The sequence below is a fragment of the Aeromonas sp. S8(2024) genome (assembly GCF_041403085.1).
Lineage (GTDB): Bacteria > Pseudomonadota > Gammaproteobacteria > Enterobacterales > Aeromonadaceae > Aeromonas > Aeromonas dhakensis.
Genome location: NZ_JBGLRF010000013.1, coordinates 26336 through 46465 on the forward strand (window position 1 = coordinate 26336; position 20130 = coordinate 46465).

Annotated in this window: 19 protein-coding genes and 1 tRNA gene; 10 read left to right on the top strand and 10 right to left on the bottom strand. The window is 59.7% G+C overall.

Going from position 1 to position 20130, the window contains the following annotated elements; translation table 11 throughout:
* Nucleotides 1-2: 2 nt before the first annotated feature.
* A complete protein-coding gene (locus ACB031_RS21210; RefSeq protein ID WP_368231940.1) occupies nucleotides 3-530 on the top strand; it encodes a lipocalin family protein in 528 nt (175 codons plus the stop codon).
* 49 nt (nucleotides 531-579) lie between these two features.
* Here the strand turns inward: ACB031_RS21210 and ACB031_RS21215 are convergent, their stop codons facing one another.
* The gene (locus ACB031_RS21215) at nucleotides 580-2472 is read right to left on the bottom strand and encodes a methyl-accepting chemotaxis protein (protein ID WP_371140195.1); all 1893 of its coding nucleotides are present in this window, start codon (nucleotides 2470-2472) and stop codon (nucleotides 580-582) included.
* 242 nt (nucleotides 2473-2714) lie between these two features.
* Between ACB031_RS21215 and ACB031_RS21220 the strand changes: the two genes are divergently transcribed.
* Nucleotides 2715-3233, top strand: coding sequence for a class IV adenylate cyclase (locus ACB031_RS21220; RefSeq protein ID WP_371140196.1), 519 nt, complete (start codon nucleotides 2715-2717; stop codon nucleotides 3231-3233).
* 49 nt (nucleotides 3234-3282) lie between these two features.
* Here the strand turns inward: ACB031_RS21220 and ACB031_RS21225 are convergent, their stop codons facing one another.
* Together ACB031_RS21225 and ACB031_RS21230 are read right to left on the bottom strand one after the other, a co-directional pair.
* Nucleotides 3283-4653: a phosphatidylserine decarboxylase family protein gene (locus ACB031_RS21225; protein ID WP_017781202.1), complete on the bottom strand. Its 1371-nt coding sequence runs from the start codon at nucleotides 4651-4653 to the stop codon at nucleotides 3283-3285.
* 283 nt (nucleotides 4654-4936) lie between these two features.
* A tRNA-Trp gene (locus ACB031_RS21230) sits at nucleotides 4937-5013 on the bottom strand.
* 209 nt (nucleotides 5014-5222) lie between these two features.
* Between ACB031_RS21230 and ACB031_RS21235 the strand changes: the two genes are divergently transcribed.
* The 5 genes from ACB031_RS21235 to ACB031_RS21255 all read left to right on the top strand — a co-directional run bounded on the left by ACB031_RS21235 (nucleotide 5223) and on the right by ACB031_RS21255 (nucleotide 8151).
* A complete protein-coding gene (locus ACB031_RS21235; RefSeq protein WP_005306461.1) occupies nucleotides 5223-5765 on the top strand; it encodes a hypothetical protein in 543 nt (180 codons plus the stop codon).
* A 99-nt stretch (nucleotides 5766-5864) separates the two neighbouring features.
* Nucleotides 5865-6059 carry a hypothetical protein gene (locus tag ACB031_RS21240; protein WP_139431056.1) on the top strand — a complete coding sequence of 65 codons (195 nt, stop codon included), beginning with the start codon at nucleotides 5865-5867 and terminating at the stop codon, nucleotides 6057-6059.
* The gene (gene pyrB, locus ACB031_RS21245) at nucleotides 6040-6960 is read left to right on the top strand and encodes an aspartate carbamoyltransferase (RefSeq protein ID WP_005306463.1); all 921 of its coding nucleotides are present in this window, start codon (nucleotides 6040-6042) and stop codon (nucleotides 6958-6960) included. The genes ACB031_RS21240 and pyrB overlap by 20 nt, the downstream gene beginning before the upstream one ends.
* Nucleotides 6961-6976: 16 nt before the next feature.
* Nucleotides 6977-7441, top strand: coding sequence for an aspartate carbamoyltransferase regulatory subunit (gene pyrI / locus ACB031_RS21250; protein WP_005306465.1), 465 nt, complete (start codon nucleotides 6977-6979; stop codon nucleotides 7439-7441).
* A 218-nt stretch (nucleotides 7442-7659) separates the two neighbouring features.
* Nucleotides 7660-8151 carry an arginine repressor gene (locus tag ACB031_RS21255; RefSeq protein WP_005306467.1) on the top strand — a complete coding sequence of 164 codons (492 nt, stop codon included), beginning with the start codon at nucleotides 7660-7662 and terminating at the stop codon, nucleotides 8149-8151.
* A gap of 156 nt (nucleotides 8152-8307) precedes the next feature.
* On the opposite strand, the gene ACB031_RS21260 is transcribed toward ACB031_RS21255, so the two are convergent.
* The 4 genes from ACB031_RS21260 to arcA form a co-directional block, all read right to left on the bottom strand.
* Entirely contained in the window at nucleotides 8308-9714 is a 1407-nt protein-coding gene (locus ACB031_RS21260) for a YfcC family protein (protein WP_005306469.1), read from the bottom strand.
* 123 nt (nucleotides 9715-9837) lie between these two features.
* On the bottom strand, nucleotides 9838-10842 hold the full coding sequence (argF, locus tag ACB031_RS21265) for an ornithine carbamoyltransferase (RefSeq protein WP_005306471.1): 1005 nt from the start codon (nucleotides 10840-10842) through the stop codon (nucleotides 9838-9840).
* Nucleotides 10843-10921: 79 nt separating this feature from the next.
* Nucleotides 10922-11848, bottom strand: coding sequence for a carbamate kinase (gene arcC / locus ACB031_RS21270; protein WP_010635806.1), 927 nt, complete (start codon nucleotides 11846-11848; stop codon nucleotides 10922-10924).
* A 62-nt stretch (nucleotides 11849-11910) separates the two neighbouring features.
* Entirely contained in the window at nucleotides 11911-13131 is a 1221-nt protein-coding gene (arcA, locus tag ACB031_RS21275) for an arginine deiminase (RefSeq protein ID WP_017764826.1), read from the bottom strand.
* A 746-nt stretch (nucleotides 13132-13877) separates the two neighbouring features.
* On the opposite strand from arcA, the gene ACB031_RS21280 reads away from it, so the two are divergent.
* The 3 genes from ACB031_RS21280 (at nucleotide 13878) to ACB031_RS21290 (ending at nucleotide 15170) form a co-directional block, all read left to right on the top strand.
* Nucleotides 13878-14054 carry a hypothetical protein gene (locus tag ACB031_RS21280; RefSeq protein ID WP_010635804.1) on the top strand — a complete coding sequence of 59 codons (177 nt, stop codon included), beginning with the start codon at nucleotides 13878-13880 and terminating at the stop codon, nucleotides 14052-14054.
* Nucleotides 14055-14152: 98 nt separating this feature from the next.
* A complete protein-coding gene (locus tag ACB031_RS21285; protein WP_005306480.1) occupies nucleotides 14153-14800 on the top strand; it encodes an AAA family ATPase in 648 nt (215 codons plus the stop codon).
* Between the two features lies 1 nt (nucleotide 14801).
* On the top strand, nucleotides 14802-15170 hold the full coding sequence (locus ACB031_RS21290) for a hypothetical protein (protein ID WP_005306483.1): 369 nt from the start codon (nucleotides 14802-14804) through the stop codon (nucleotides 15168-15170).
* 601 nt (nucleotides 15171-15771) lie between these two features.
* On the opposite strand, the gene ACB031_RS21295 is transcribed toward ACB031_RS21290, so the two are convergent.
* The 3 genes from ACB031_RS21295 to mglA are packed head-to-tail and all read right to left on the bottom strand — an operon-like array spanning nucleotide 15772 to nucleotide 20104.
* Complete coding sequence (locus tag ACB031_RS21295; protein WP_371140197.1) at nucleotides 15772-17505, bottom strand: methyl-accepting chemotaxis protein; 1734 nt, start codon at nucleotides 17503-17505, stop codon at nucleotides 15772-15774.
* A gap of 51 nt (nucleotides 17506-17556) precedes the next feature.
* The gene (gene mglC / locus ACB031_RS21300; RefSeq protein ID WP_005306488.1) at nucleotides 17557-18567 is read right to left on the bottom strand and encodes a galactose/methyl galactoside ABC transporter permease MglC; all 1011 of its coding nucleotides are present in this window, start codon (nucleotides 18565-18567) and stop codon (nucleotides 17557-17559) included.
* A gap of 16 nt (nucleotides 18568-18583) precedes the next feature.
* Nucleotides 18584-20104: a galactose/methyl galactoside ABC transporter ATP-binding protein MglA gene (gene mglA / locus ACB031_RS21305; protein WP_017781206.1), complete on the bottom strand. Its 1521-nt coding sequence runs from the start codon at nucleotides 20102-20104 to the stop codon at nucleotides 18584-18586.
* Between the last annotated feature and the right edge of the window lie 26 nt (nucleotides 20105-20130).

Genomic DNA, 20130 nt, shown 5'->3' on the forward strand with positions numbered 1-20130 from the left:
TCATGCGTACACTGCTTTGCCTGCTGACCGCCTGCCTGCTGACGGCCTGTACCGGCCTCGCCTACGGCATCCGCCCCGTTACCGGCTTCCAGCTCGACCGCTACCTCGGCACCTGGTACGAGATAGCCCGCCTCGACCATAGCTTTGAGCGCGGACTGGAGCAGGTGAGCGCCACCTACAGCCTGCGCGACGACGGCGGGGTCAGGGTGCTCAATCGCGGCAAGCAGAGTGACGGCAGCTGGCGCGAGGCAGAGGGCAAGGCCTACTTCGTCGACAAACCGGACGAGGCACGGCTCAAGGTGAGCTTCTTCGGCCCCTTCTACGGCGGCTACAACGTCATCGAACTGGATCCCGATTACCAGCTCTCGCTGGTAACCAGCTACAACCACGACTATCTCTGGATCCTCGCCCGCTCACCCAATCCGCCCAAAGCCAACGTGGATGCGCTGATCGCCAAGGCCAAGGGGCTGGGCTTTGCCACCGATCAGCTGATCTGGGTCACGCAGACCCCTGAGCCTGTCGTGAAATAAGCAAGGGCAGCCCGTGGGCTGCCCTTTGTCATGGAAGATTGTCTGAGGATCAGAGCCGGAAGCGGCCAATCTCCTGCTCCAGCCGCTCGGTCAGCCCCTTCAGCTCGGCCGCCTGCGCTGCCTCCTGATTGGCCTGCTCGGCCAGCTCCTGGGAGACGTGGCGGATGTTCTCGGTGTTGCGGCTGATCTCGCTGGTGACCGAGGTCTGCTCTTCGGCCGCCGCCGCAATCTGAGTCGCCATGTCGCTGATGGAACCGATCGCCTCGTTGATCCGCGCCAGGCTCTGGTTGGCGGACTCCGCATCCTCCACGCTGGTCCCCGCCAGCTGGCGGCTGGTCTCCATGCCGCCCACCGCCCGGCGGGTGGTCTGCTGCAGGGTCTCGATCATCTGCTGGATCTCGTCGGTGGAGTCGTGGGTGCGGCGCGACAGTACCCGCACCTCGTCAGCCACCACCGCAAAGCCGCGACCCTGCTCGCCGGCCCGCGCCGCCTCGATGGCGGCGTTGAGCGCCAGCAGGTTGGTCTGCTCGGCGATGCCGCTGATGGTGGCCAGGATGCCGCTGATCTTCTGGGCATGGGCATCCAGCTCCACAATGATCTGGCTGGCGTCGGCCACTTCGTCTGCCAGCCCGGTGATGCTGCGCTGGCTCTGGCCGACCTGCGACTGGCCGGATACCGCCAGCTTGACCGCGTCGCCCGAGGTGGTGGCGGCAAACTCGGCGTTGCCGGCGATCTCCTGGGTAGCGGAGGCCATCTCGGTCACCGCGGTCGCCACCATGACGATCTCGTCCTGCTGCTGGCGCACCCGCTGGCTGCGGGACTGGGCGCCAGCCGCCTGGGCGCGAGACTGGGCCGCCAGCTCTACGGTGACATCGCGCAGCCGGCTGACGATACCGTGCAGCCGCGCCACGAACTGGTTGAAGCTCTCCGCCAGCTGACCCACCTCGTCCTTGCTGCGGGTGTTGATGTGCACCGTGAGGTCCCCCTCGCCGTGGGCGATGTCGTGCAGCGCGCCGGCGACCCGACCCAGATCGGCAAACAGATACTTGAACATGGCGGTGAGCAGGGCGCTGAACACCAGCATCAGCACCAGGGTCAGCCCCACCAGCTGCCACAGCAGGGAGGCGAGCGGTGCCTCCAGCACGTCGCGACACATCACCATGGCCAGCAGCCAGTCGGTGCCCGCCACCGGCTGCACCGCCAGCAGCACGTCGCGCCCGTCCAGGGTGGCGGCGTGCAGCTCGTTGTTCTCGCGGCCCCACTGCTGGAAGGTGGCTGCCGACAGGTCGGGGGAGAGCTCGCCAATCTGCTTGAGCGCCAGCTCCTTGTTGGGGTGGCCGACGATGAGGCCGCTGCTGTCGAGCAGCATGGCGTATCCATCCCCCTGTACCTGCATCGCCAACACCTCGTCGATCAGCTTGTCGAGCGCCAGGTTGGCCCCCACGGCGCCGACCAGCTCGCCCTGATGACGTACCGGCTCGGAGAGGGTGACCACCAGCTTCTGCATGGTGACGCTGACATAGGGGGCGGTGACGATGAGCTGCCCCGCCTTCACCGCGTCCTGATACCAGGGGCGCTCGCGCGGGTCATAGTTGCCGGTATTGAGGGAGGGGTCCTGGCGGGTCATCACCCCCTGGGTGGAACCAAAGTAGGTGAGTCCGAAGCCACCCGAGGTGTAGGCCTGCTTCAGGTGGGGCACCAGCTCGGCCTGCGGGTTGTCGGCGATCAGGTTCACCAGCGCGTGCACCGTGTTCTTGCGATCCGCCATCCAGTCGCCTATGGCGACCGAGTAGGCGTGGCCATAGTTGACCGCCTCGCTCTGGATGGCGCTCATGGTGCGGGATTTGAGGGTGTGAAAGGCAACGATGCCGAGCAGTGAGGCCATCAGCAGCACCACCCCCAGACTGGTGGCCAGCAGCTTGCCGCGCAACGAAAGTGTCATGACTACGGATCCTTGTTGTTGTGACGGGCCAGGGAGAGACCCTTGTTTAATCAAGGCTATCGGCCACATGCTGAACAGACTTTAGTGAATCCTGTCGATTTATCATGACTCGGCAACAGGTTGTGCCACAGCTCACGAAAAACCACCCACTCTTCGGCCGATATCCGTCTCGACAAATGGCTATGCAGGGACGCAATCCGTGCTAGGTTGGACTCCTTCAACCCCTGATGGATAACCCTGCCATGCCCCGAAATATCGAGATAAAAGCCAGGATAGAGCGGATAGATGACCTGCTCCCCAAGGCACTCGCCATCGCCGATCAGGGCCCCGTCGAGATCGAGCAGGATGACACCTTCTTTCGCTGTGACGCCGGTCGTCTGAAGCTGCGAACCTTTTCTCCCTCGGCCGGCGAGCTCATCTTCTACCGCCGCGCCGATCAGCAAGGCCCCAAGGAGAGCTTCTATCAGCTGACCCCGACACATGAACCGGATCGCCTGCGGGAGACCCTCAGCCTGGCCTGGGGCCAGATCGGCAGGGTGCAGAAGAAGCGCACCCTGTTGCTGCTCGGCAGAACCCGGATCCACCTAGATCGGGTGCAGGGGCTCGGCCACTTCCTCGAACTGGAGGTGGTGCTGGAGGAGGACGAGCCGCTTGAGGCGGGGATGCAGGAAGCCAACGACATCATGGCACTGCTTGGGGTAGAGCCCTCCCGGCTGATAGAAGGCGCCTACCTGGATCTGCTTCTCCGGCAGCAGGCCTGAATGCAACAAGGCCGCCCGCAGGCGGCCTCCCATACTCAGCCCGGCAGAGCTACTTGACCCGGGCGATGGCGGTATTGAGCCGCATATTGGTCGCATCCAGCCCTGGGGTCTGGCCATGGAAGTCAAACTCCAGCCTGACGCCGGGGCGAAACAGCAGACAGTGGGTGGAGCCGCCGAAGTGGAACATGCCGAGCTGATCCCCCTTCTTCACCCTGTCCCCCGCCTGCACCGTGATCTCGCAGCTCGACACCTCGGCCATCCCCACCGGTACCACGCACATCAGGCCGATTTTGGGGTTGTCCGCCTCGATGAAGATGAGTGCCCGGGTCGCCACCGAGGTGAGGAACGGCTGGGAGTTGTTGGGGGCGCTGGGATCCGCCCCCTGCGGGTCAGCAAAGCCTTCGAACTGGTTCTCCAGATAGTAGGTGCCGTTGACGACGCGCACCTTGCGGATGGTGCCGCTCACCGGGCTGTGCCAGCGGTGGTAGCTGAGCGCGCTGAGGAAGGCCTGATAGACGGTGCCGCCCTCGAAACGGGGGGCCAGATCGTCAAAATCGAGCATGTTCTCCAGCGAATAGGGCTGCCCCTTGAGCCAGAACTGATCGCTGCGGCTCACCTCCTTGCGCACCTGCAGCGGCGCCGACTCGCAGGCGTTGACGATGACATTGTCATCCGTTGGCGCCGAGACCGGCCGCACCCCGGCCCGAAAACGCCGGGTGAAGAAGTCATCCCAGCAGCCGAAGCCGTGGTAATCGGCCGCCGGCTCGCACTCGAAGATCTGCTCGAAACTGCCCGGAGTGGGGTTGGGCCCCTCCCCGACCGCTTCGTTCGCCACCTGCACCATCTCGGCCTTGGCTGCCTTGCCGAGCCAGGGCACCACCAGGGTCTCGCGATCCAGCCTGCTTACCGGCTCGGTCAGCACATAGCGGGAAGCCGGGCTTTGCAGGAACTGGGCCCAGTAGTCGAGGATCTTCTTGAACTGCTGATTGACCAGAGCATTGGCAAAAAACTGGTAGCCGGAGCGAGTGGCCATGGGCCAGTCGAGCAGGGCATTGATGGGAAAGCCGATGAGGCCGGACGGTTCCTGGCTGGGGATGTCCTGATAGGCCTCGGGGGCCGTGGTCATGATGCCGTTGAGCAGACCGAGGAACTCCTCGAACGAACGCACCTCAGGCTGACCGAGCGGGGTCTGGTGCTTGTGGCGCCAGGCCTCCTTGAACATGGCCTCGGCCTGGGCATGCAGCGCCGGGTCGGCATTGACCAGATCCCGCAGCTCGGCGATGGGGGGGACCAGCGCTCTCGGCTGCTGGTTCACGTAGTGCTTGATCCGCCGGATCCAGCGCTCGACATGGGCCCCATCCTGGGGGATCCAGCCGCCGGGTCGGGACTTGTTCAATCGGGTTTCCACTGCCTTGTTCATGGTTCGCTCTCCTCAGCTGATGTTCACGCCCACAATCCACGGCTTGAGCATTGAGTGCCGGCATGCCAGGGCACCGACCCTGTTATGTAGCACAGGGGGCCCGGCAGCACGATTGCCAGAAACGACAGGGCAGAGTGGCGCAATAGCGACTAGCGGTTGGGAGATGCGGGTATGGGGAGAGCAACCAGGCCAGGAGAGCAGGCAGCACAGGGGGATGTGCAAAAGGAGAGTGGCAGGCCCGGAAAAGCGAAAAGCCAGCTCAATGAGCTGGCTTTTCTGAAAATGGCAGGGGCGGCAGGACTCGAACCCGCAACCATCGGTTTTGGAGACCGCTGTTCTACCAATTGGAACTACGCCCCTGCAACAAACGAGGCGTAGTATACAAAGCGGGTTTCAAAGGTAAAGGCTTTTTTCTCACTTTCGGTGCGATTGCGCAAAGGACGAGCAGATCCCGCCAATTTATGCAGCTCCAATGGGTAACCTGCTGTATTTACAGCCTTGTTTGGGTAGGAAACTGACCACAATAGGGGTAGGGTTATGCTTGGGGCCAGGCAAGAAGGGGGCTGCACATGCTCAATTACCGGTTACTGCAACAACTTGCACCGCTCAACTTCAGGGATGAAAGCAAAACCGAGACGCTGCCCGACTATCTGGCGCGGGTCGCCCCGCTGGTGCCCTTCATTCCCGAAAATGTGCTCATCCAGTGGATTTATCGCCATTGGCGCGGTTTTGAGTCCAACTGGAGCTTTATCGATCTCGCCCGCCATCAGTTCGAGTGCGAGAGCTGGCCCACCGCCCGGATCATCGACCAGATAGACTCCCGCCATATGGAGGTGATCGAACGCTGGGGCGAGATGTTGCGCAGCAACCGCTACGTGCGCAGCTCCTGGCTCGGGGAGAGGATGTTGCGTGAAGGGAGTTGGCCAGAACCCATCATAGTGCTGGCATCGACGGCAGGGGACAGCTACCCGAACGGACAACCCCTGCCCCACCCCTACTGTCTGCTGGAAGGGCACCACAGGCTCGGCTATCTGCGCGCCATGGTGCATGATGACGAGCCACTGCAGCCCCAGCATCAGGTGTGGGTTTGCCGGCCTGTTCGCAGCACTTAAACGTTTTTCCGTGCAAATCTTGCCTTTGAAATAAATTTTTGACAATTCAAAATGCGACTCTATAATCTGTCCGGTTTGAAAAAAGGTCAGGACAGGACGATGCAGTTTTTGATGAAAAAAACAGCCTTGCAGACGGGTGGAGCGCACCAGAGCGGCCCCGTTGTTTCCGGTTCCCGACCCACAGATCCCCAATTGTTTTCAAAAAAAGCCCCTGTTTCAGGGGCTTTTTTTTGTGCCCGAAAAACCTTCATTGATGTCAAAGGGAATGCAGACGATGACCAATCCACTCTATAAGAAACATGTCATCTCCATCACGGACCTGACCCGGTCTGAAATGGAACTGGTAGTCTCAACCGCACAACGGTTGAAGGCCGAGCCCGACACCCGCTTGCTGAAAGACAAGCTGGTCGCCAGCTGCTTCTTCGAAGCCTCTACCCGCACCCGCCTCTCCTTCGAGACCGCGGTGCAGCGCCTGGGTGGCAACATCATCGGCTTCGCCGACGGTGGCAACACCAGTGCCAAGAAGGGTGAAACCCTGGCCGACTCCATCAAGATCATCGGCTCCTACACGGATGCGGTGGTGATGCGTCATCCGAAAGAGGGGGCGGCCCGCCTCGCCTCCGAATTCTCCCGCGTGCCGGTCATCAACGGCGGCGACGGCTCCAACCAGCATCCGACCCAGACCCTGCTCGACCTCTTCTCCATCCGTGAGACCCAGGGCAAACTGGACGGCCTCAACGTCGCCTTCGTCGGCGACCTCAAGTACGGCCGCACCGTGCACTCCCTGGCCCAGGCCCTCAGCCTGTTCAACTGCCGCTTCTTCTTCATCTCGCCGGAAGCGCTGGCGATGCCGGACTACATCTGCGAAGAGCTGGAAGAGAAGGGCATCCAGTTCAGCGTGCATGAAACCATGGAAGAGGTGATGCCTGAGCTCGACATCCTCTACATGACCCGGGTCCAGAAAGAGCGCTTCGACGAGACCGAGTACAAGCACATGGCCGCCAAGTTCGTGCTGGAACTGGCCACCCTGGAAGGGGCCAAGCCCACCATGAAGATCCTGCATCCCCTGCCCCGCGTCGACGAGATCGACGTCGCGGTCGACAAGACGCCCCACGCCTACTACTTCCAGCAGGCGGAGAACGGGGTCTATGCGCGCCAGGCACTGCTGGCTCTGGTACTGAACGAAACTGTCTAACGGAAAGGGGAACATCATGTCTGACAAGAACCAACTGCAAGTCGAAGCCATCCGTCACGGCTCCGTCATCGACCACGTCCCCGCCGGCCAGGGCATCAAGATCCTCAAGCTGTTCCAGCTGGTAGAGACCCAGGAGCGGATCACCGTCGGCTTCAACCTCAAATCCGGCGCCCTCGGCAAAAAGGATCTCATCAAGATCGAGAACACCCGCCTGACCGAGCAACAGGCCAACCAGCTGGCGCTGTTCGCCCCCAAGGCGACCGTCAACATCATCGAAGACTTCGCCGTGGTGAAGAAGCACCAGCTCAAGCTGCCGGAGTTCATCGCCGGGGTGTTCCACTGTCCCAACTCCAACTGCATCTCCCACAACGAGCCGGTGGAGAGCTACTTCCGGGTGCGCGAGGTGAAAGGCGCGGTACGGATGAAGTGCAAATACTGCGAGAAGTCCTTCACCCAGGACATCGTCAGCGAACGCTACTGAGAACCAGACTCAAAAAGATATCCAGGTGGGCCCCAAGGGGCCCATTTTTGACCCCTGTCACATCACCAAATAACCAGTTGGTTATAATTTGCCATCCAAAGAGAGCTATTCCCGCTCATTTCCTGCCAGTGCATTGATTGCCAGTATTTTTTGCTGATATTCAGCAAATGCGGCAGATATCGAGCGTTTACCGTCGGTCATCATCAAAGGAATTCGCCGTGGTCAAGACCCTCAGCCGTCCCGTTGCCCAAGAGCCCGATCTGGCCCAGCTGGATGCCTGTCGCCAGATCATCGGCCAGCACTGCTACAGCACCCAGGAAGAGATCCGCCGCGAGCTGTCGGAGCGCGGCTTTGCCGACATCAGCCAGTCCACCATCTCCCGCCTGCTGCGCCGTCTCGGCGTCGCCAAGGCGCAAAATGCCAACGGCAAGAAGGTCTACACCCTGGTGGACGAACAGCTGGAACCCGCCGGCAGTACCCGCTCCATTCACGATATGGTGCGCGCCGTGGTGCACAACCAGCAGATGGTGTTGATCCATACCACGCCAGGGGCCGCCACCGTGGTGGCCCGCCTGCTGGATCGCAATGCCAATCCCGAGATCATGGGGGCCGTCGCCGGCAACGACGTGGTGTTGGTCGCCCCGCGCCACATCAGCCGCACCCGTCAGGCCCACGCCGCCGTGGTGCGCACCCTGGAGCAGGCGCGCTAGCCCTCCCCCAATGTAGCAAGGCGACCCAGGGTCGCCTTTTTGTTGTCTGCCAATCGGCTTTTTATCCCATCCGTGCGCTGTCTGGGCCCGCCTCGTGGTCGGCCATAAAAAACGGGAGCCAGTGGCTCCCGTTTTTGCAGCTATGTCTGTCGGTGTTTATGCCAGCACGGCACCCAGGCTCAGGCAGACCACGATCAGCACGGTCAGCAGGCCGAGCAGCGGGGCTACCCATTTCAGCCAACGTACATAGGGAACCTTGGCGATGGCCAGGCCACCCATGACCACGGCGGAGGTCGGGGTCACCAGGTTCACCAGACCGGAGGCGGACTGGTAAGCGGTGACCACCAGCTCGCGACCCACGTTGGCGAAGTCGGCCAGCGGCGCCATGATCGGCATGGTCAGCACGGCCAGGCCGGAGGAGGACGGCACCAGGAAGGAGAGCACCACTTCCAGCACGAACATCACGTTGATGAACACTACTGTGGAGAGGCCGGTCACTATCCCTTCCGCGCTGTGCAGTATGGTGTGGGTGATCATGCCGTTGTCCATCACCACCACGATACCGCGGGCAATACCGATGATCAGGGCCACGCCGAGCAGGTCGCGGGCACCGTCGATGAAGTTGGAGGTCAGCTCCTCTTCACTCATGCGGGAGATGACACCGACTATGATGGCGGCAGCCAGGAAGACACCGGAGATCTGCGCCATCCACCAGCCCAGCACGGCTACCCCGTAGATCATCACGGCGAAGGCGGCGACGAAGATGCCCAGCACGATCTTGCGGGTCAGGGTGAACTCCAGCATCTGGTCGCTCTTGTTGCCGAGGAAGTGGGCACGGTTCTCTTCCCACTTGTCAGCCACCAGGGATTTGCTGGGGTCACTGCGCACCATCTTGGCGTAGCGCATCACATAGGCCACGCACAGCAGCCAGCCGGCCACCAGCATGGCGACGCGCAGCCAGATACCGTCGGTGAAGGAGATACCGGCGGCGTTGGCAGCGATCACGGTGGCAAACGGGTTGATGGTGGAACCCAGAGTACCGATACCGGCCCCCAGCAGTACGGTGGCGGCGGCGACGACCGGGTCGAAGCGGGCGGCCATCATCACAGGCACCAGCAGGGTGTAGAACGGCAGGGACTCTTCCGCCATGCCGTAGATGGTGCCCCCTGCGGCGAACAGCGCCATCAGGATCGGGATCATCCACTCTTCACGGCCGCGCAGGCGGTCGGTCACCCGTTCGATACCGGCATCGATGGCGCCGGTCTTGGTCACTATGCCAAGAAAACCACCGATGATCAGGATGAAGAGGGAGACGTCGATGGCGCCTGCCTCGTAGGTGTCATGGTTGTAGAGACCATCGATCGGCGCCAGCAGCACGTCGACGATCCCCTGGGGATTGCCCTCTACCAGCTTGTAGGTACCGGCCACCGGCACTTCCTTGCCGAGGGCTTCGTTCATGGTCATTTCGTATTTGCCGGCCGGCACTATCCAGCTCAGGGCGGCCACCAGGGCGATCAGCACGAACAGTATCGTGTAGGCTGACGGGAACTTGAATTTGGTCATGGTCCAGCTTCCTTCTGTGGGTGTGGTATCCATGCAGGCTGCGGGTCGTAGGGTTGGAGGTATTATGCCGCTGTCACATGGTCGAAAAGCCGGGGGTCGCCCCCCGGCACCACTACTGCGACCTTAGTCGCCCAGCGTAGCAACCATCACTGCCTTGATGGTGTGCATCCGGTTTTCGGCCTCGTCGAACACGATGCTGTGCTCGGATTCGAACACGTCCTCGGTCACTTCCAGGCCTTTCATGCCGTATTTGTCAGCCACTTCCTTGCCCATGGTGGTCTCGTCGTTGTGGAACGCCGGCAGGCAGTGCATGAACTTCACATCCGGGTTCTTGGTGGCGTTGATGACGTCCATGTTGACCTGATACGGGGTCATCAGTTTAACGCGCTGATCCCAGGCTTCTTTCGCTTCACCCATGGAAACCCAGACGTCGGTGTAGAGGAAGTCGGTACCCAGCACACCCTCTTTCACATCTTCGGTCAGGGTGATGCGTGCGCCTGTCTCTTCGGCGATCAGTCGGCACTTGGCAACCAGCTCTTCTTCCGGCCAGAAGGCTTTCGGCGCGACCAGGCGGATGTCCATGCCCATCTTGGCGGCACCGACCATCAGGGAGTTACCCATGTTGTTGCGGGCGTCACCCAGGTAGGCGAACTTGATTTGATCCAGGCGTTTGCCCTTGCCGTGCTCCAGCATGGTCATGAAGTCGGCCAAGATCTGGGTCGGGTGGAATTCGTTGGTCAGGCCGTTCCAGACCGGGACGCCGGCGTGGGCACCCAGCTCTTCGACGATCTCCTGGCCATAGCCACGGTATTCGATGCCGTCATACATGCGGCCCAGTACCCGGGCGGTGTCTTTCATGGACTCCTTGTGGCCGATCTGGGAACCGCTCGGGCCGAGGTAGGAGACCTGAGCGCCCTGGTCGAAGGCCGCCACTTCAAACGCACAACGGGTACGGGTAGAGGTCTTCTCGAAGATCAGGGCGATGTTCTTGCCGGTCAGGTGTTTGCGCTCATAGCCACCGTATTTGGCTTTCTTCAGGTCGATGGCCAGATCGATCATGTATTGGATTTCGCGCGGGGTGAAGTCCAGCAGTTTCAGGAAGTTACGGTTACGCAGATTAAAAGCCATGATGAGTTCTCTCTATATTTGTTTCAGACCAATTCAGGCAGTAGTGTTGACTACGCATTCTCAGTACATATGTCGGTAATTACGCATTCACGGTACGGGTGGCGACGATATTGGTGCCGGCTTCGCCCTTGAGGATGGCCAGGCCATCGTCCAGTGCACCTATGCCGACCATGCCGCCGGTTGCCTTGACGAATTCACAGGAGGCTTCGACCTTGGGCCCCATGGAGCCTGCGTCGAACTTGACCCCGGCCAGCTCGTCCGGGCTGGTGATCCGCAGCGGACGCTGGGTCGGTTTGCCCCAGTCCAGGTAGACGGCATCGGCATCGGTCAGGATCAGCAGGGCGTCGGCCTTGATCTGCTTGGCCAGGTAGGCGGCAGACATGTCCTTGTCGATGACGGCTTCGATGCCAGTCAGGCTCTGGCCATCCCAGGTCACCGGGATGCCGCCACCACCGGTACAGATGATGAGGTGGCCCTGGGCGATCAGGGTTTCGATGGCGTCACCTTCCACGATGCGCTGGGGCAGCGGAGACGGCACCACGCGGCGGAAGAATTTGCCGTCAGCCTTCACCACCCACTGCTTCTCTGCAGCCAGGGCGCGGGCCTCAGCCTCTTCGTAGACGGGACCGATGAATTTGGTCGGATTGACGAAGGCCGGATCTTGCGGGTCAACCTGCACCTGGGTCAGCAGGGCGGTGACGTTGCGGCTCGGCATCAGGTTCTTCAATTCCTGGATCAGCATGTAGCCGATCATGCCCTGGGACTCGGCACCCAGCACATCCAGCGGATAGGGGGATACCTTGGTGTAGGCACTGTTCTGCAGAGCCAGCAGGCCGACTTGCGGGCCGTTGCCATGCACCAGCACCACGTTGTACTCCTGAGCGATCAGGGCGATGGTCTTGGCGGCGGTGGCGATGTTCTTGCGCTGGATATCTGCTTCGAGCGGCTCGCCACGACGGAGCAGAGCATTGCCACCCAGGGCGACGACGACAGTTGGTTTTTTCATGAGTGTTACTCTCGAGTTTGGTGCTGTGTGGCGCCAGTCTCTGCCGGCGCCACGCCGTCTTGTTAGATGCCGTCGCGTTCCATCGGGCAGCTCATGCAGCGGGCGCCGCCGCGGCCACGTCCCAGCTCTTCACCCGGGATGGGCAGCACTGTGATGCCGGCCTTGTCGTACTTCTCGTTGGTGTAGGTATTGCGCTCGTAACCCACCACCACGCCAGGGCGTACGGTCAGCACGTTGTTGGCATCATTCCACTGCTCGCGCTCGGCCTCGAAGGTGTCGCCACCTGTGGTGATGAGCTTGAGCTGATCGACACCCAGTGCCTTCTCGATGGCGGTGACGAAGTAACCCTCTTCCTTGATGTTCATGCCGGTGGCACCGCCCGGAGTCAGGCTCCAGCAGTTCACATCCTTGCGGATGACTTCCGGATAGACGGAGAAGGTGTCTATGTCCATGTGGGTCATGACGGTATCCAGGTGCATGCAGCTGCGGTGTTTCGGCAGTTGCATGGCGATGACCTGTTTGGCCTGGCCGTGCTTGAACAGGCCGCGAGCCAGGTGCTCGACCCCTTGCGGTGTGGTGCGCTCGGACATGCCGATGAGCACGGCGCCACGACCGATGACCAGTACGTCACCCCCTTCGATGGTGGAATTGTCGTAGTCGCGATCCTCATCACCGAAGTACTTGATGAAGTCCTGACCGGCAAACTGCGGGTGCCAGCGATAGATGGCCTTCACGTGATTGGTTTCGCGACGGCGGGCCGGTTTGGCCATCGGGTTGATGGAGACGCCGCCATAGACCCAGCAGGAGGTGTCACGGGTAAAGAGGTGGTTGGGCAGCGGTTCGATGATGAAGTCGGTCGGTGCGTGCATGCCCACTACCATGTTGACGCCGCTGTAGGGCATCTCGGAGTAGGTCAGGCCACCGGAGAGAATGCGGGCCAGCTCGCGGTGTGGCATGTCAGCCAGGAAGCAGCGTACGTCGTTGGCAAAAGAAGTGCCGAGGCGATAGTCGGAGACCTGATGTTGAAGCAGCCAGGTTTTGGCTTCCGGCACGTCCAGGGTTTCCGCCAGCAGATTGGTCAGCAGGAAAACTTCGACATTCTGATCGCGCAGTACCTGAGCGAATTTGTCGTGCTCCTGACCGGCACGTTCAACGGACAGGACGTCATCGAACAACAGATCCTGGCAGTTGGAAGGAGTCAGACGCTTCAGACTGAGGTTGGGGCGGTGCAACATGACACGGCGCAATTGGCCAACTTCAGAACCTACATAAAATTTGCTCATGATTATATTCCGTCTAGCAGTGGTCCCTGCGAGTGATTGAATAGATTCCTTCTATTCATGCTCGTGGCTAAGGCGGGATATTCTTTATGTAGGGTAATCGGCTTGTGTTCTATCCTGCCCTTGCCTTTCGAGACCGAGGTTAGACCTGCCAATCACGATAAACTTAGACATTGATCACATTCACCCAGAACTGAATAAATTCACGGTTTATTCTTTGATAGGGGTAACAGAACTGACAATCTCCCATTCACCTCTCCCGTTTAAATACGCACTTTCTTCGGCGCATATTTCATGTTTTACCTTATTTCATTCACGCCAAATATCTACAAAGGGATAAACTCAAAAACAAAAAACCTTTAATTTCATTAAGATAAAAACACAACCAACACAGAATGAATTTTATATGCAGATATTTGAATTTTCCGCGCTATTTACGAGGTGCTCGCAGCAAATAAAAAGTCACGGCCAGGCTCCGCGCTGAATAATCTGTTTGTTGTTCCAGATCATGGCATCGCGTCTGTTCCGCTTGCCGGGCCAGATTACAGGCAGTGTTGCCTCTTCACCTCTTATATGGATATGCACGAATTGCGCATCTTGGTCGGCCAATTTTCAACTGGCCGGCGCAGGGGCTTTTTCAAACTTTTTTCATTAGTTGAATTTATTTCAGCAGCTTGCGTCACAAGCCGGCTCGGCTTAACTCAGAAAGTGATCAGGATCACACCTGTTATGTCACCAAGGAGATAGCCATGAAGATGAAGTCACTGCTGCTGCTTTCCACTCTGCTGCTGCCCATGACCCCGGCACTGGTCCATGCGGAGGGTGCCCCTGCCATGCCATTGGTGGTGTGCCATGTCGATCAGGCCCCCCAGATGCTGGTGCCCGCCTATGTGTGTCAGTGGCATGGCGGCAGCCAGCATTACTGAGCGAAACCCCGGGAGGAGGTCTTCTCCTCCTGGCTTGTCATGGCCCAACCCCCTCCTATACTCAATGCAGCTGTTTTTCATAGGGATAGGAGACGGTCATGATCCTGCTGGTCGGTGGTGAGAAAGGAGGGAGCGGCAAGAGTTGTCTGGCCCAGAATCTGGCGGTCTACCTCAGAACCCAGTTTCACGGCGAAGTACTGTTGGTGGACTGCGATCCGCAGCGCACCACCTCGGACTGGATCCAGGAGCGCAACGACAATCCGGATCTGCCCCAGATAAACTGCGTCCAGCTCTACGGCAACATCCGCAACGATCTGCTCAGCCTGAAGAACCGCTATGACTACCTGATCGTCGACTGTGGCGGCCAGGACAACCGGGCACTGCGTTCCACCATGGCCGTCGCCACCCATGCCCTGATCCCGCTGCGTCCCAAGCGCCGCGATCTCAAGACTCTGCCGCACATGGAAGACCTCATCACCACTTGCAAGATGGTCAACCCGACCTTGCGGGCTGCCGTGGTACTGACCCAATGCCCTGCCCTGCCCAACCAGGCGAAGCGGATACTGGAAGCCAAGGAGGTCTGCTCTTCCTTCGGTGTCGACGTGCTCAATTCCATCACTTATGGCCGCAACGTCTACGACGACAGCGAGGAGAAGGGATTGTCGGTGATGGAGATAGAGCCGGATGGCAAGTCTGCCGAAGAGATCCGCGCCATCGCCAAGGAGTTTCTGGAGCTGGGGGTATGAGATGGGACTTGCCGACCTGAAGAAGAAACACAATCTGCATCACCAGAAGAAGTTCACCATAGACGAGTTCATCGAGGACGCGGATTTTTATGCCAAGGGCAAGCCCAAGGTCGTCAGCCTGGAGCTGACTCTGCATCGGGACGAGGCTCTGACCGCACTCGCCTTCATCGAGAGCGGTGAACATCTCAAACCCAGCTTCAAGAAAGCCACCTTCTCGCTCAGCACCACGGCCATCGATGAGCTTGGCAACCTGACCCAGCAGGACGGCATGAACAAATCTCTGCTGCTGCGGTTGTTTACCCACTACTTCTCCTCCCTGAGCCCGGAAGAACGCCAGACCATCTATGAGCGGCTGCAGGCACACAACTGACGCTATCTCCCTCCAGCCAAGCTTCGTTGCCGGCAGGCTCTTATCTGCTCGCCTCCCCCTTTCTGAATCCCAGTTGAACAAGGTGTAAGACATTCGCCATATCGGATGTAGGTAAAGCGCCAGAAAAGATCCCGCGATAGTCGGAAGATAAGATCGTAAAACATGAACAAAAAACACCTATACCAATGAAATTAAAGGATAAATATTGAAACAAGTTTCCTTCGTAACGAGATGCGTAAAAACGTTTTTCACTCTACCGTTGTCCCGCTCCCTGAAATCCTTATAGTTACTCCTGCACGGACGCAATGAAGTCGGTCAGGAAGACTGGCTGCCAGGGTTGGGCAAATGGACTCACCACAGGATGTGGTAAAGGACACCTCCCAGGACGGAGAAAGTGCGACGAGAACGGATGACTCGTCAGGCCATGATGGCTAAAGGACACCCCAAAGGATTGGGAAGGGGAAACCTAAAGGAAGAGGTATAGTCAGGGATTGCAGGGAGCAACTTCGTTCAAGGATATGAGCGATAAGACTATCGGGGGCGACGCAAGTCGCCCCCATCTTTTTTGGCCATTTTTACCCCGGCCTACCTTTCTATCTGCTCATTCCAGCCGGAAGTGCCCCACAATCTCCCGCAGCCTGTCATAGGTCTGCTGCATCGAGCCGGCACTGGCCACCGTCGCCTCGCCGTTGTGGGTCAGCTGGCGGATCACCTCGGCAATGGCGCTCATGTTGCGATTGATCTCCTCGGCTACCGCGCTCTGCTGCTCCGCAGCCGTGGCGATATGGCTGATGAGATCGTTGATCTCCACTACCTCGCCCGCCATCAGATCCAGTGACTCGTTGACCCGAGTGGTGTTCTCGGCGGCGCCCTGACAACTCTGCTTGGTATTGCTCATGGCATTCACCACGGTCCGGGTCCCCTGCTGCAGGCTGGCCAGCATGGTCTGGATCTCCGCCGTACTCTGCTGGGTACGGGCGGCGAGTGAACGCACCTCGTCAGCCACCACCGCGAAACCGCGCCCCTGCTCGCCGGCGCGGGCGGCCTCTATGGCAGCATTGAGGGCCAGCAGATTGGTCTGCTCGGCTATGCTGCCGATGACCCCGAGCACCGAGCCAATCTGCTGCACATCCTGCTGCATCGCCTCGATGGAGCGGGCGGTGGTTTCCACCTCATCTACCAGCGCCATCACGCTGGCCATGGCCTGATCGACCACCTGACGGGACTGGCTCGCCAGTTGCTGGCTCTGGCCGGTGAGCTGGGCCGTGCTGGCCGCGCTCTCCGAGACGGAGACCGCGGTGCGACTCATCTCGTTGATGGCGGTCACCACCTGCTCGGTCTCCCGCACATGATCCGCCAGCAGGGACTGGGCAGCACCGGTCTGGCTGGCCAATCCGGCAATGCCGCTATTGAGCTGGCCGCTGGCCTGGCGTACCTCGTTCATCATCTCCTGCAGCCGCTCGATGAAGCGGTTGATACCGGCCGAGATCTGACCGAGGTCATCCTTGCTGGTCACCGCCAGTCGGCGGGTCAGATCGCCGCTACCGCGAGAGAGCTCCAGCACCAGGTCCCGCAGCGAGAGTATCGGGCGATAGGCCACATTGAGCGCCAGCACGGCGAGCACCATCACCACCACGGCCACCCCGAGCAGCGCCATGATGATCTGGCCGTTGAGTGCCTGGGTCATGGTGCGGATGTAATCGAGATCTATATAGCCGGTCAGGGTCCAGCTGCTGCCGCGAATATCCAGCGAATTGGGGCGAGCCTCACTCTCTCCCTGCGGCTTGCTGCTGTAGAGCACATTGCCCTGACCATCGGCCAGGGAGAAGTAGCGCCCCTCGCCACTGACGCTGGCCAGCAGGTTCTTGAACTCGCTCATATCGAGGTAATAAAGGTAGGCAGAGTCGGCACCGCGCGGCACCAGAATCGAGATGACGGGCCTGCCGTCCACCTGCTGCAGCGGGCTGACGGTGATCTGGTTGTTGGCGGCAGGGATAAGCTTGCGCAGCGCGTCAACCTTGGCCGTATCGTTGATGACACCGCCCACGTCGAACGCCATGTCGCCAATCACCTTGACGATGTTGTGAAAGCCGGTCTCTTCCAGCGTCTTCTTGACGTTGGTTACCCCGAAGTTGAGGTTGGCTGCCAGCAGGATTTTCTGATTGATGTCGCTGGCCAGCTTCTCTTTGACCAGAGTGATCTGTTCGTTGATGTTCTTGGTCGCCTGAGTGCGGATGTAGGCGCTGATGAAGTGATTGACGCTGAACCAGGCGGTGCCGATGGTGACCAGGATGGCCAGCAGCAACAGGACGTAAATCTTGACCTTGAATGGCATGGGATCCCTCCAGAAGAGAGGGCCGGCACTGCCAGCCCTCCCTGCCAATCGTTATTTCTTCTTGGCGTACTTCATAGAGTCCAGTGCCACCGCCAGAATGATGATGCCGCCCTTGATGATGAACTGCCAGTAAGGGCTGACGCCGATATAGGTCAAACCATAGTTGATCAGCGTGAAGATGAGCACGCCGGTGATCACCCCTGCAACCGTACCCACGCCACCCGCAAACGACACCCCTCCCACCACGCAGGCGGCGATAGCATCGAGCTCGTACATGAAGCCCAGGTTGTTGGTGGCACTGCCGATCCGGCCCGCTTCCAGCATGCCGCCGAAGGCGTAGAAGACCCCCGCCAGCGCATAGATCATCACCAGATTGACCGCCACGTTGACACCGGAGACCTTGGCCGCTTCCGGGTTGCCGCCGATGGCGAAGATGTTCTTGCCAAAGCGGGTCTTGTTCCACAGTACCCAGACGAACACGCTGGCGATGGCGGCGTAGAAGGTCAGATAGGATAGCTTGAAGCCACCCAGCTTGATGAACCCCTGCGCGAAGCTGGAGAAACGGGGGTCAAAACCGGCCACCGGCGAAGCCCCTACCGAGTCAAAGTAGAGGGAGTTGATGCCGTAGACGATGATCATGGTGCCCAGGGTGGTAATGAACGGGGTTACGTTCAGATAGGCCACGATGAGGCCGTTGACCAGGCCAATCAGGGCCCCCACCGCGCACACCAGCAGGATCACCACCGGGATGGGTACCTCGCCCAGACTGGGGAACACCTTGTTGACGTTGGTCAGCGCCTGCAGCATGGTCGCCGCGATGAGCGCCGCCAAGCCGACCTGACGACCGGCCGACAGATCCGTACCCTGGGTGATGATGATGCCAGCCACCCCGAGCGCGATAATGACCCGCACCGAAGACTGGGTCAGGATGTTGCTGAAGTTGGTGAGACTCAGGAAGGAGGGTTCCTTGATCACGATGATCATGAGCAGCACCAGCAGCACCACGTAGATGCCGTTCTCCTTGAGCGCCCGCATCAGATTGAAATTTTTAGCCGACTCCATAAATGTCTTCCTGTCTCTAGAGGTACAGAGATGCCAGGCGCAGTATCTCGCTCTGGTCAGTTTCTTTGGTATTGACGATCCCGGCGACCCGGCCATTGCTCATCACCATGATGCGATCCGTGATGCCGAGCAGTTCGGGCATTTCCGACGAGATGATGATGATGCCCTTGTCCTTCTTCGCCAGCTCCAGGATGAGCTGGTAGATCTCGAACTTGGCCCCCACGTCGATGCCGCGGGTCGGTTCGTCCAGCATCAGGATCTCCGGCTGGGTCAGCAGCCAGCGGCCGATGATCACCTTCTGCTGGTTGCCCCCCGAGAGGGAGCCGATCTGGGTCTGCTGGGTCGGCGTCTTGACCCGCATGGAGTCGATGACCCACTGGGTGTCGCTCTTCATCTTGTTGTCGCTGAGCAGTCCCATGGAGCCCTTGTAGTTGTCCATGTTGGCGATCAGGGAGTTGAAGGCGATGTCGAGGCGCGAATAGATGCCGGTGGAGCGACGCTCCTCGGTCACCAGTGCAAAACCGTTGCGGATCGCCTCGTGGGCGTTGTGGTTGGCCACCTCTTTGCCGTGCAGCTTGATGGACCCCTCGCTGCGGTCGCGAATGCCGAACAGGGTCTCGACGATGTCGGTGCGCTTGGCCCCCACCAACCCGGCCACCCCGAGGATCTCCCCCTTGTGCAGGTTGAAGGTGATGTCCTGGATGGAGGGCTGGTTTTTCGCCGTCAGGTGCTCGACCTCGAGGATCACCTCTTTCGGCTGGTTGGTCTTCTCCGGGAAACGCTGGGTGAGCTCGCGACCGACCATCATGCCGATGATCTGATCCATGGTCATGCCCTTGAGCGGCTGGGTCGCCACCCACTGGCCATCCCGCAATATGGTGATCTCGTCACAGAGCTGGAAGATCTCTTCCATCTTGTGTGAGATGTAGACGATGCCGCAGCCCTTCTCCTTGAGCTTGTTGATGATCTTGAAGAGGTGGCTCACCTCTTTCTCGGTCAGCGAGGAGGTGGGTTCGTCCATGATGACGATCTTGGCATCGTAGGAGAACGCCTTGGCGATCTCGATCATCTGCATCTGGGAGACGGAGAGGGTACCGACCTTGACCCGCGGGTCTATGTCGATGTCCAGCTCGTCGAAGATATGCTTGGTGTCCTGATACATCTTGCCGTGGTCGACGAACAATCCCTTGGTGGGATAGCGGCCGAGCCACATGTTGTCCATCACGGAGCGCTGCAATACCAGGTTCAGCTCCTGATGCACCATGGAGACACCATTCTCCAGCGCCTCCTTGGAGGAGGTGAAGTTGATCTCCTGCCCCTTGAAGAAGATCTTGCCCTCATCCTTCTCGTAAATGCCGAACAAGCACTTGAGCAGTGTCGATTTCCCTGCCCCGTTCTCGCCCATCAACGCATGCACAGAATGAGGACGGACCCGTAAATTGACATTATCGAGTGCCTTAACGCCAGGAAAGCTCTTACTGACGCCAATCATCTCCAACAGCCATTCTGATTGTTGCTGTGTTGTCATATCAGCCATCACATCTGGTTGAAAAAAGGGCAAGG

Excerpts from the sequence above, each read along its gene's own strand:
- ACB031_RS21210 (WP_368231940.1), top strand. The coding sequence starts at position 3 with ATGCGTACACTGCTTTGCCTGCTGACCGCCTGCCTGCTGACGGCCTGT.
- ACB031_RS21215 (WP_371140195.1), bottom strand. The coding sequence starts at position 2,472 with ATGACACTTTCGTTGCGCGGCAAGCTGCTGGCCACCAGTCTGGGGGTG.
- ACB031_RS21220 (WP_371140196.1), top strand. The coding sequence starts at position 2,715 with ATGCCCCGAAATATCGAGATAAAAGCCAGGATAGAGCGGATAGATGAC.
- ACB031_RS21225 (WP_017781202.1), bottom strand. The coding sequence starts at position 4,653 with ATGAACAAGGCAGTGGAAACCCGATTGAACAAGTCCCGACCCGGCGGC.
- ACB031_RS21235 (WP_005306461.1), top strand. The coding sequence starts at position 5,223 with ATGCTCAATTACCGGTTACTGCAACAACTTGCACCGCTCAACTTCAGG.
- ACB031_RS21240 (WP_139431056.1), top strand. The coding sequence starts at position 5,865 with ATGCAGTTTTTGATGAAAAAAACAGCCTTGCAGACGGGTGGAGCGCAC.
- pyrB (WP_005306463.1), top strand. The coding sequence starts at position 6,040 with ATGACCAATCCACTCTATAAGAAACATGTCATCTCCATCACGGACCTG.
- pyrI (WP_005306465.1), top strand. The coding sequence starts at position 6,977 with ATGTCTGACAAGAACCAACTGCAAGTCGAAGCCATCCGTCACGGCTCC.
- ACB031_RS21260 (WP_005306469.1), bottom strand. The coding sequence starts at position 9,714 with ATGACCAAATTCAAGTTCCCGTCAGCCTACACGATACTGTTCGTGCTG.
- argF (WP_005306471.1), bottom strand. The coding sequence starts at position 10,842 with ATGGCTTTTAATCTGCGTAACCGTAACTTCCTGAAACTGCTGGACTTC.
- arcC (WP_010635806.1), bottom strand. The coding sequence starts at position 11,848 with ATGAAAAAACCAACTGTCGTCGTCGCCCTGGGTGGCAATGCTCTGCTC.
- arcA (WP_017764826.1), bottom strand. The coding sequence starts at position 13,131 with ATGAGCAAATTTTATGTAGGTTCTGAAGTTGGCCAATTGCGCCGTGTC.
- ACB031_RS21280 (WP_010635804.1), top strand. The coding sequence starts at position 13,878 with ATGAAGATGAAGTCACTGCTGCTGCTTTCCACTCTGCTGCTGCCCATG.
- ACB031_RS21285 (WP_005306480.1), top strand. The coding sequence starts at position 14,153 with ATGATCCTGCTGGTCGGTGGTGAGAAAGGAGGGAGCGGCAAGAGTTGT.
- ACB031_RS21290 (WP_005306483.1), top strand. The coding sequence starts at position 14,802 with ATGGGACTTGCCGACCTGAAGAAGAAACACAATCTGCATCACCAGAAG.
- ACB031_RS21295 (WP_371140197.1), bottom strand. The coding sequence starts at position 17,505 with ATGCCATTCAAGGTCAAGATTTACGTCCTGTTGCTGCTGGCCATCCTG.
- mglC (WP_005306488.1), bottom strand. The coding sequence starts at position 18,567 with ATGGAGTCGGCTAAAAATTTCAATCTGATGCGGGCGCTCAAGGAGAAC.
- mglA (WP_017781206.1), bottom strand. The coding sequence starts at position 20,104 with ATGGCTGATATGACAACACAGCAACAATCAGAATGGCTGTTGGAGATG.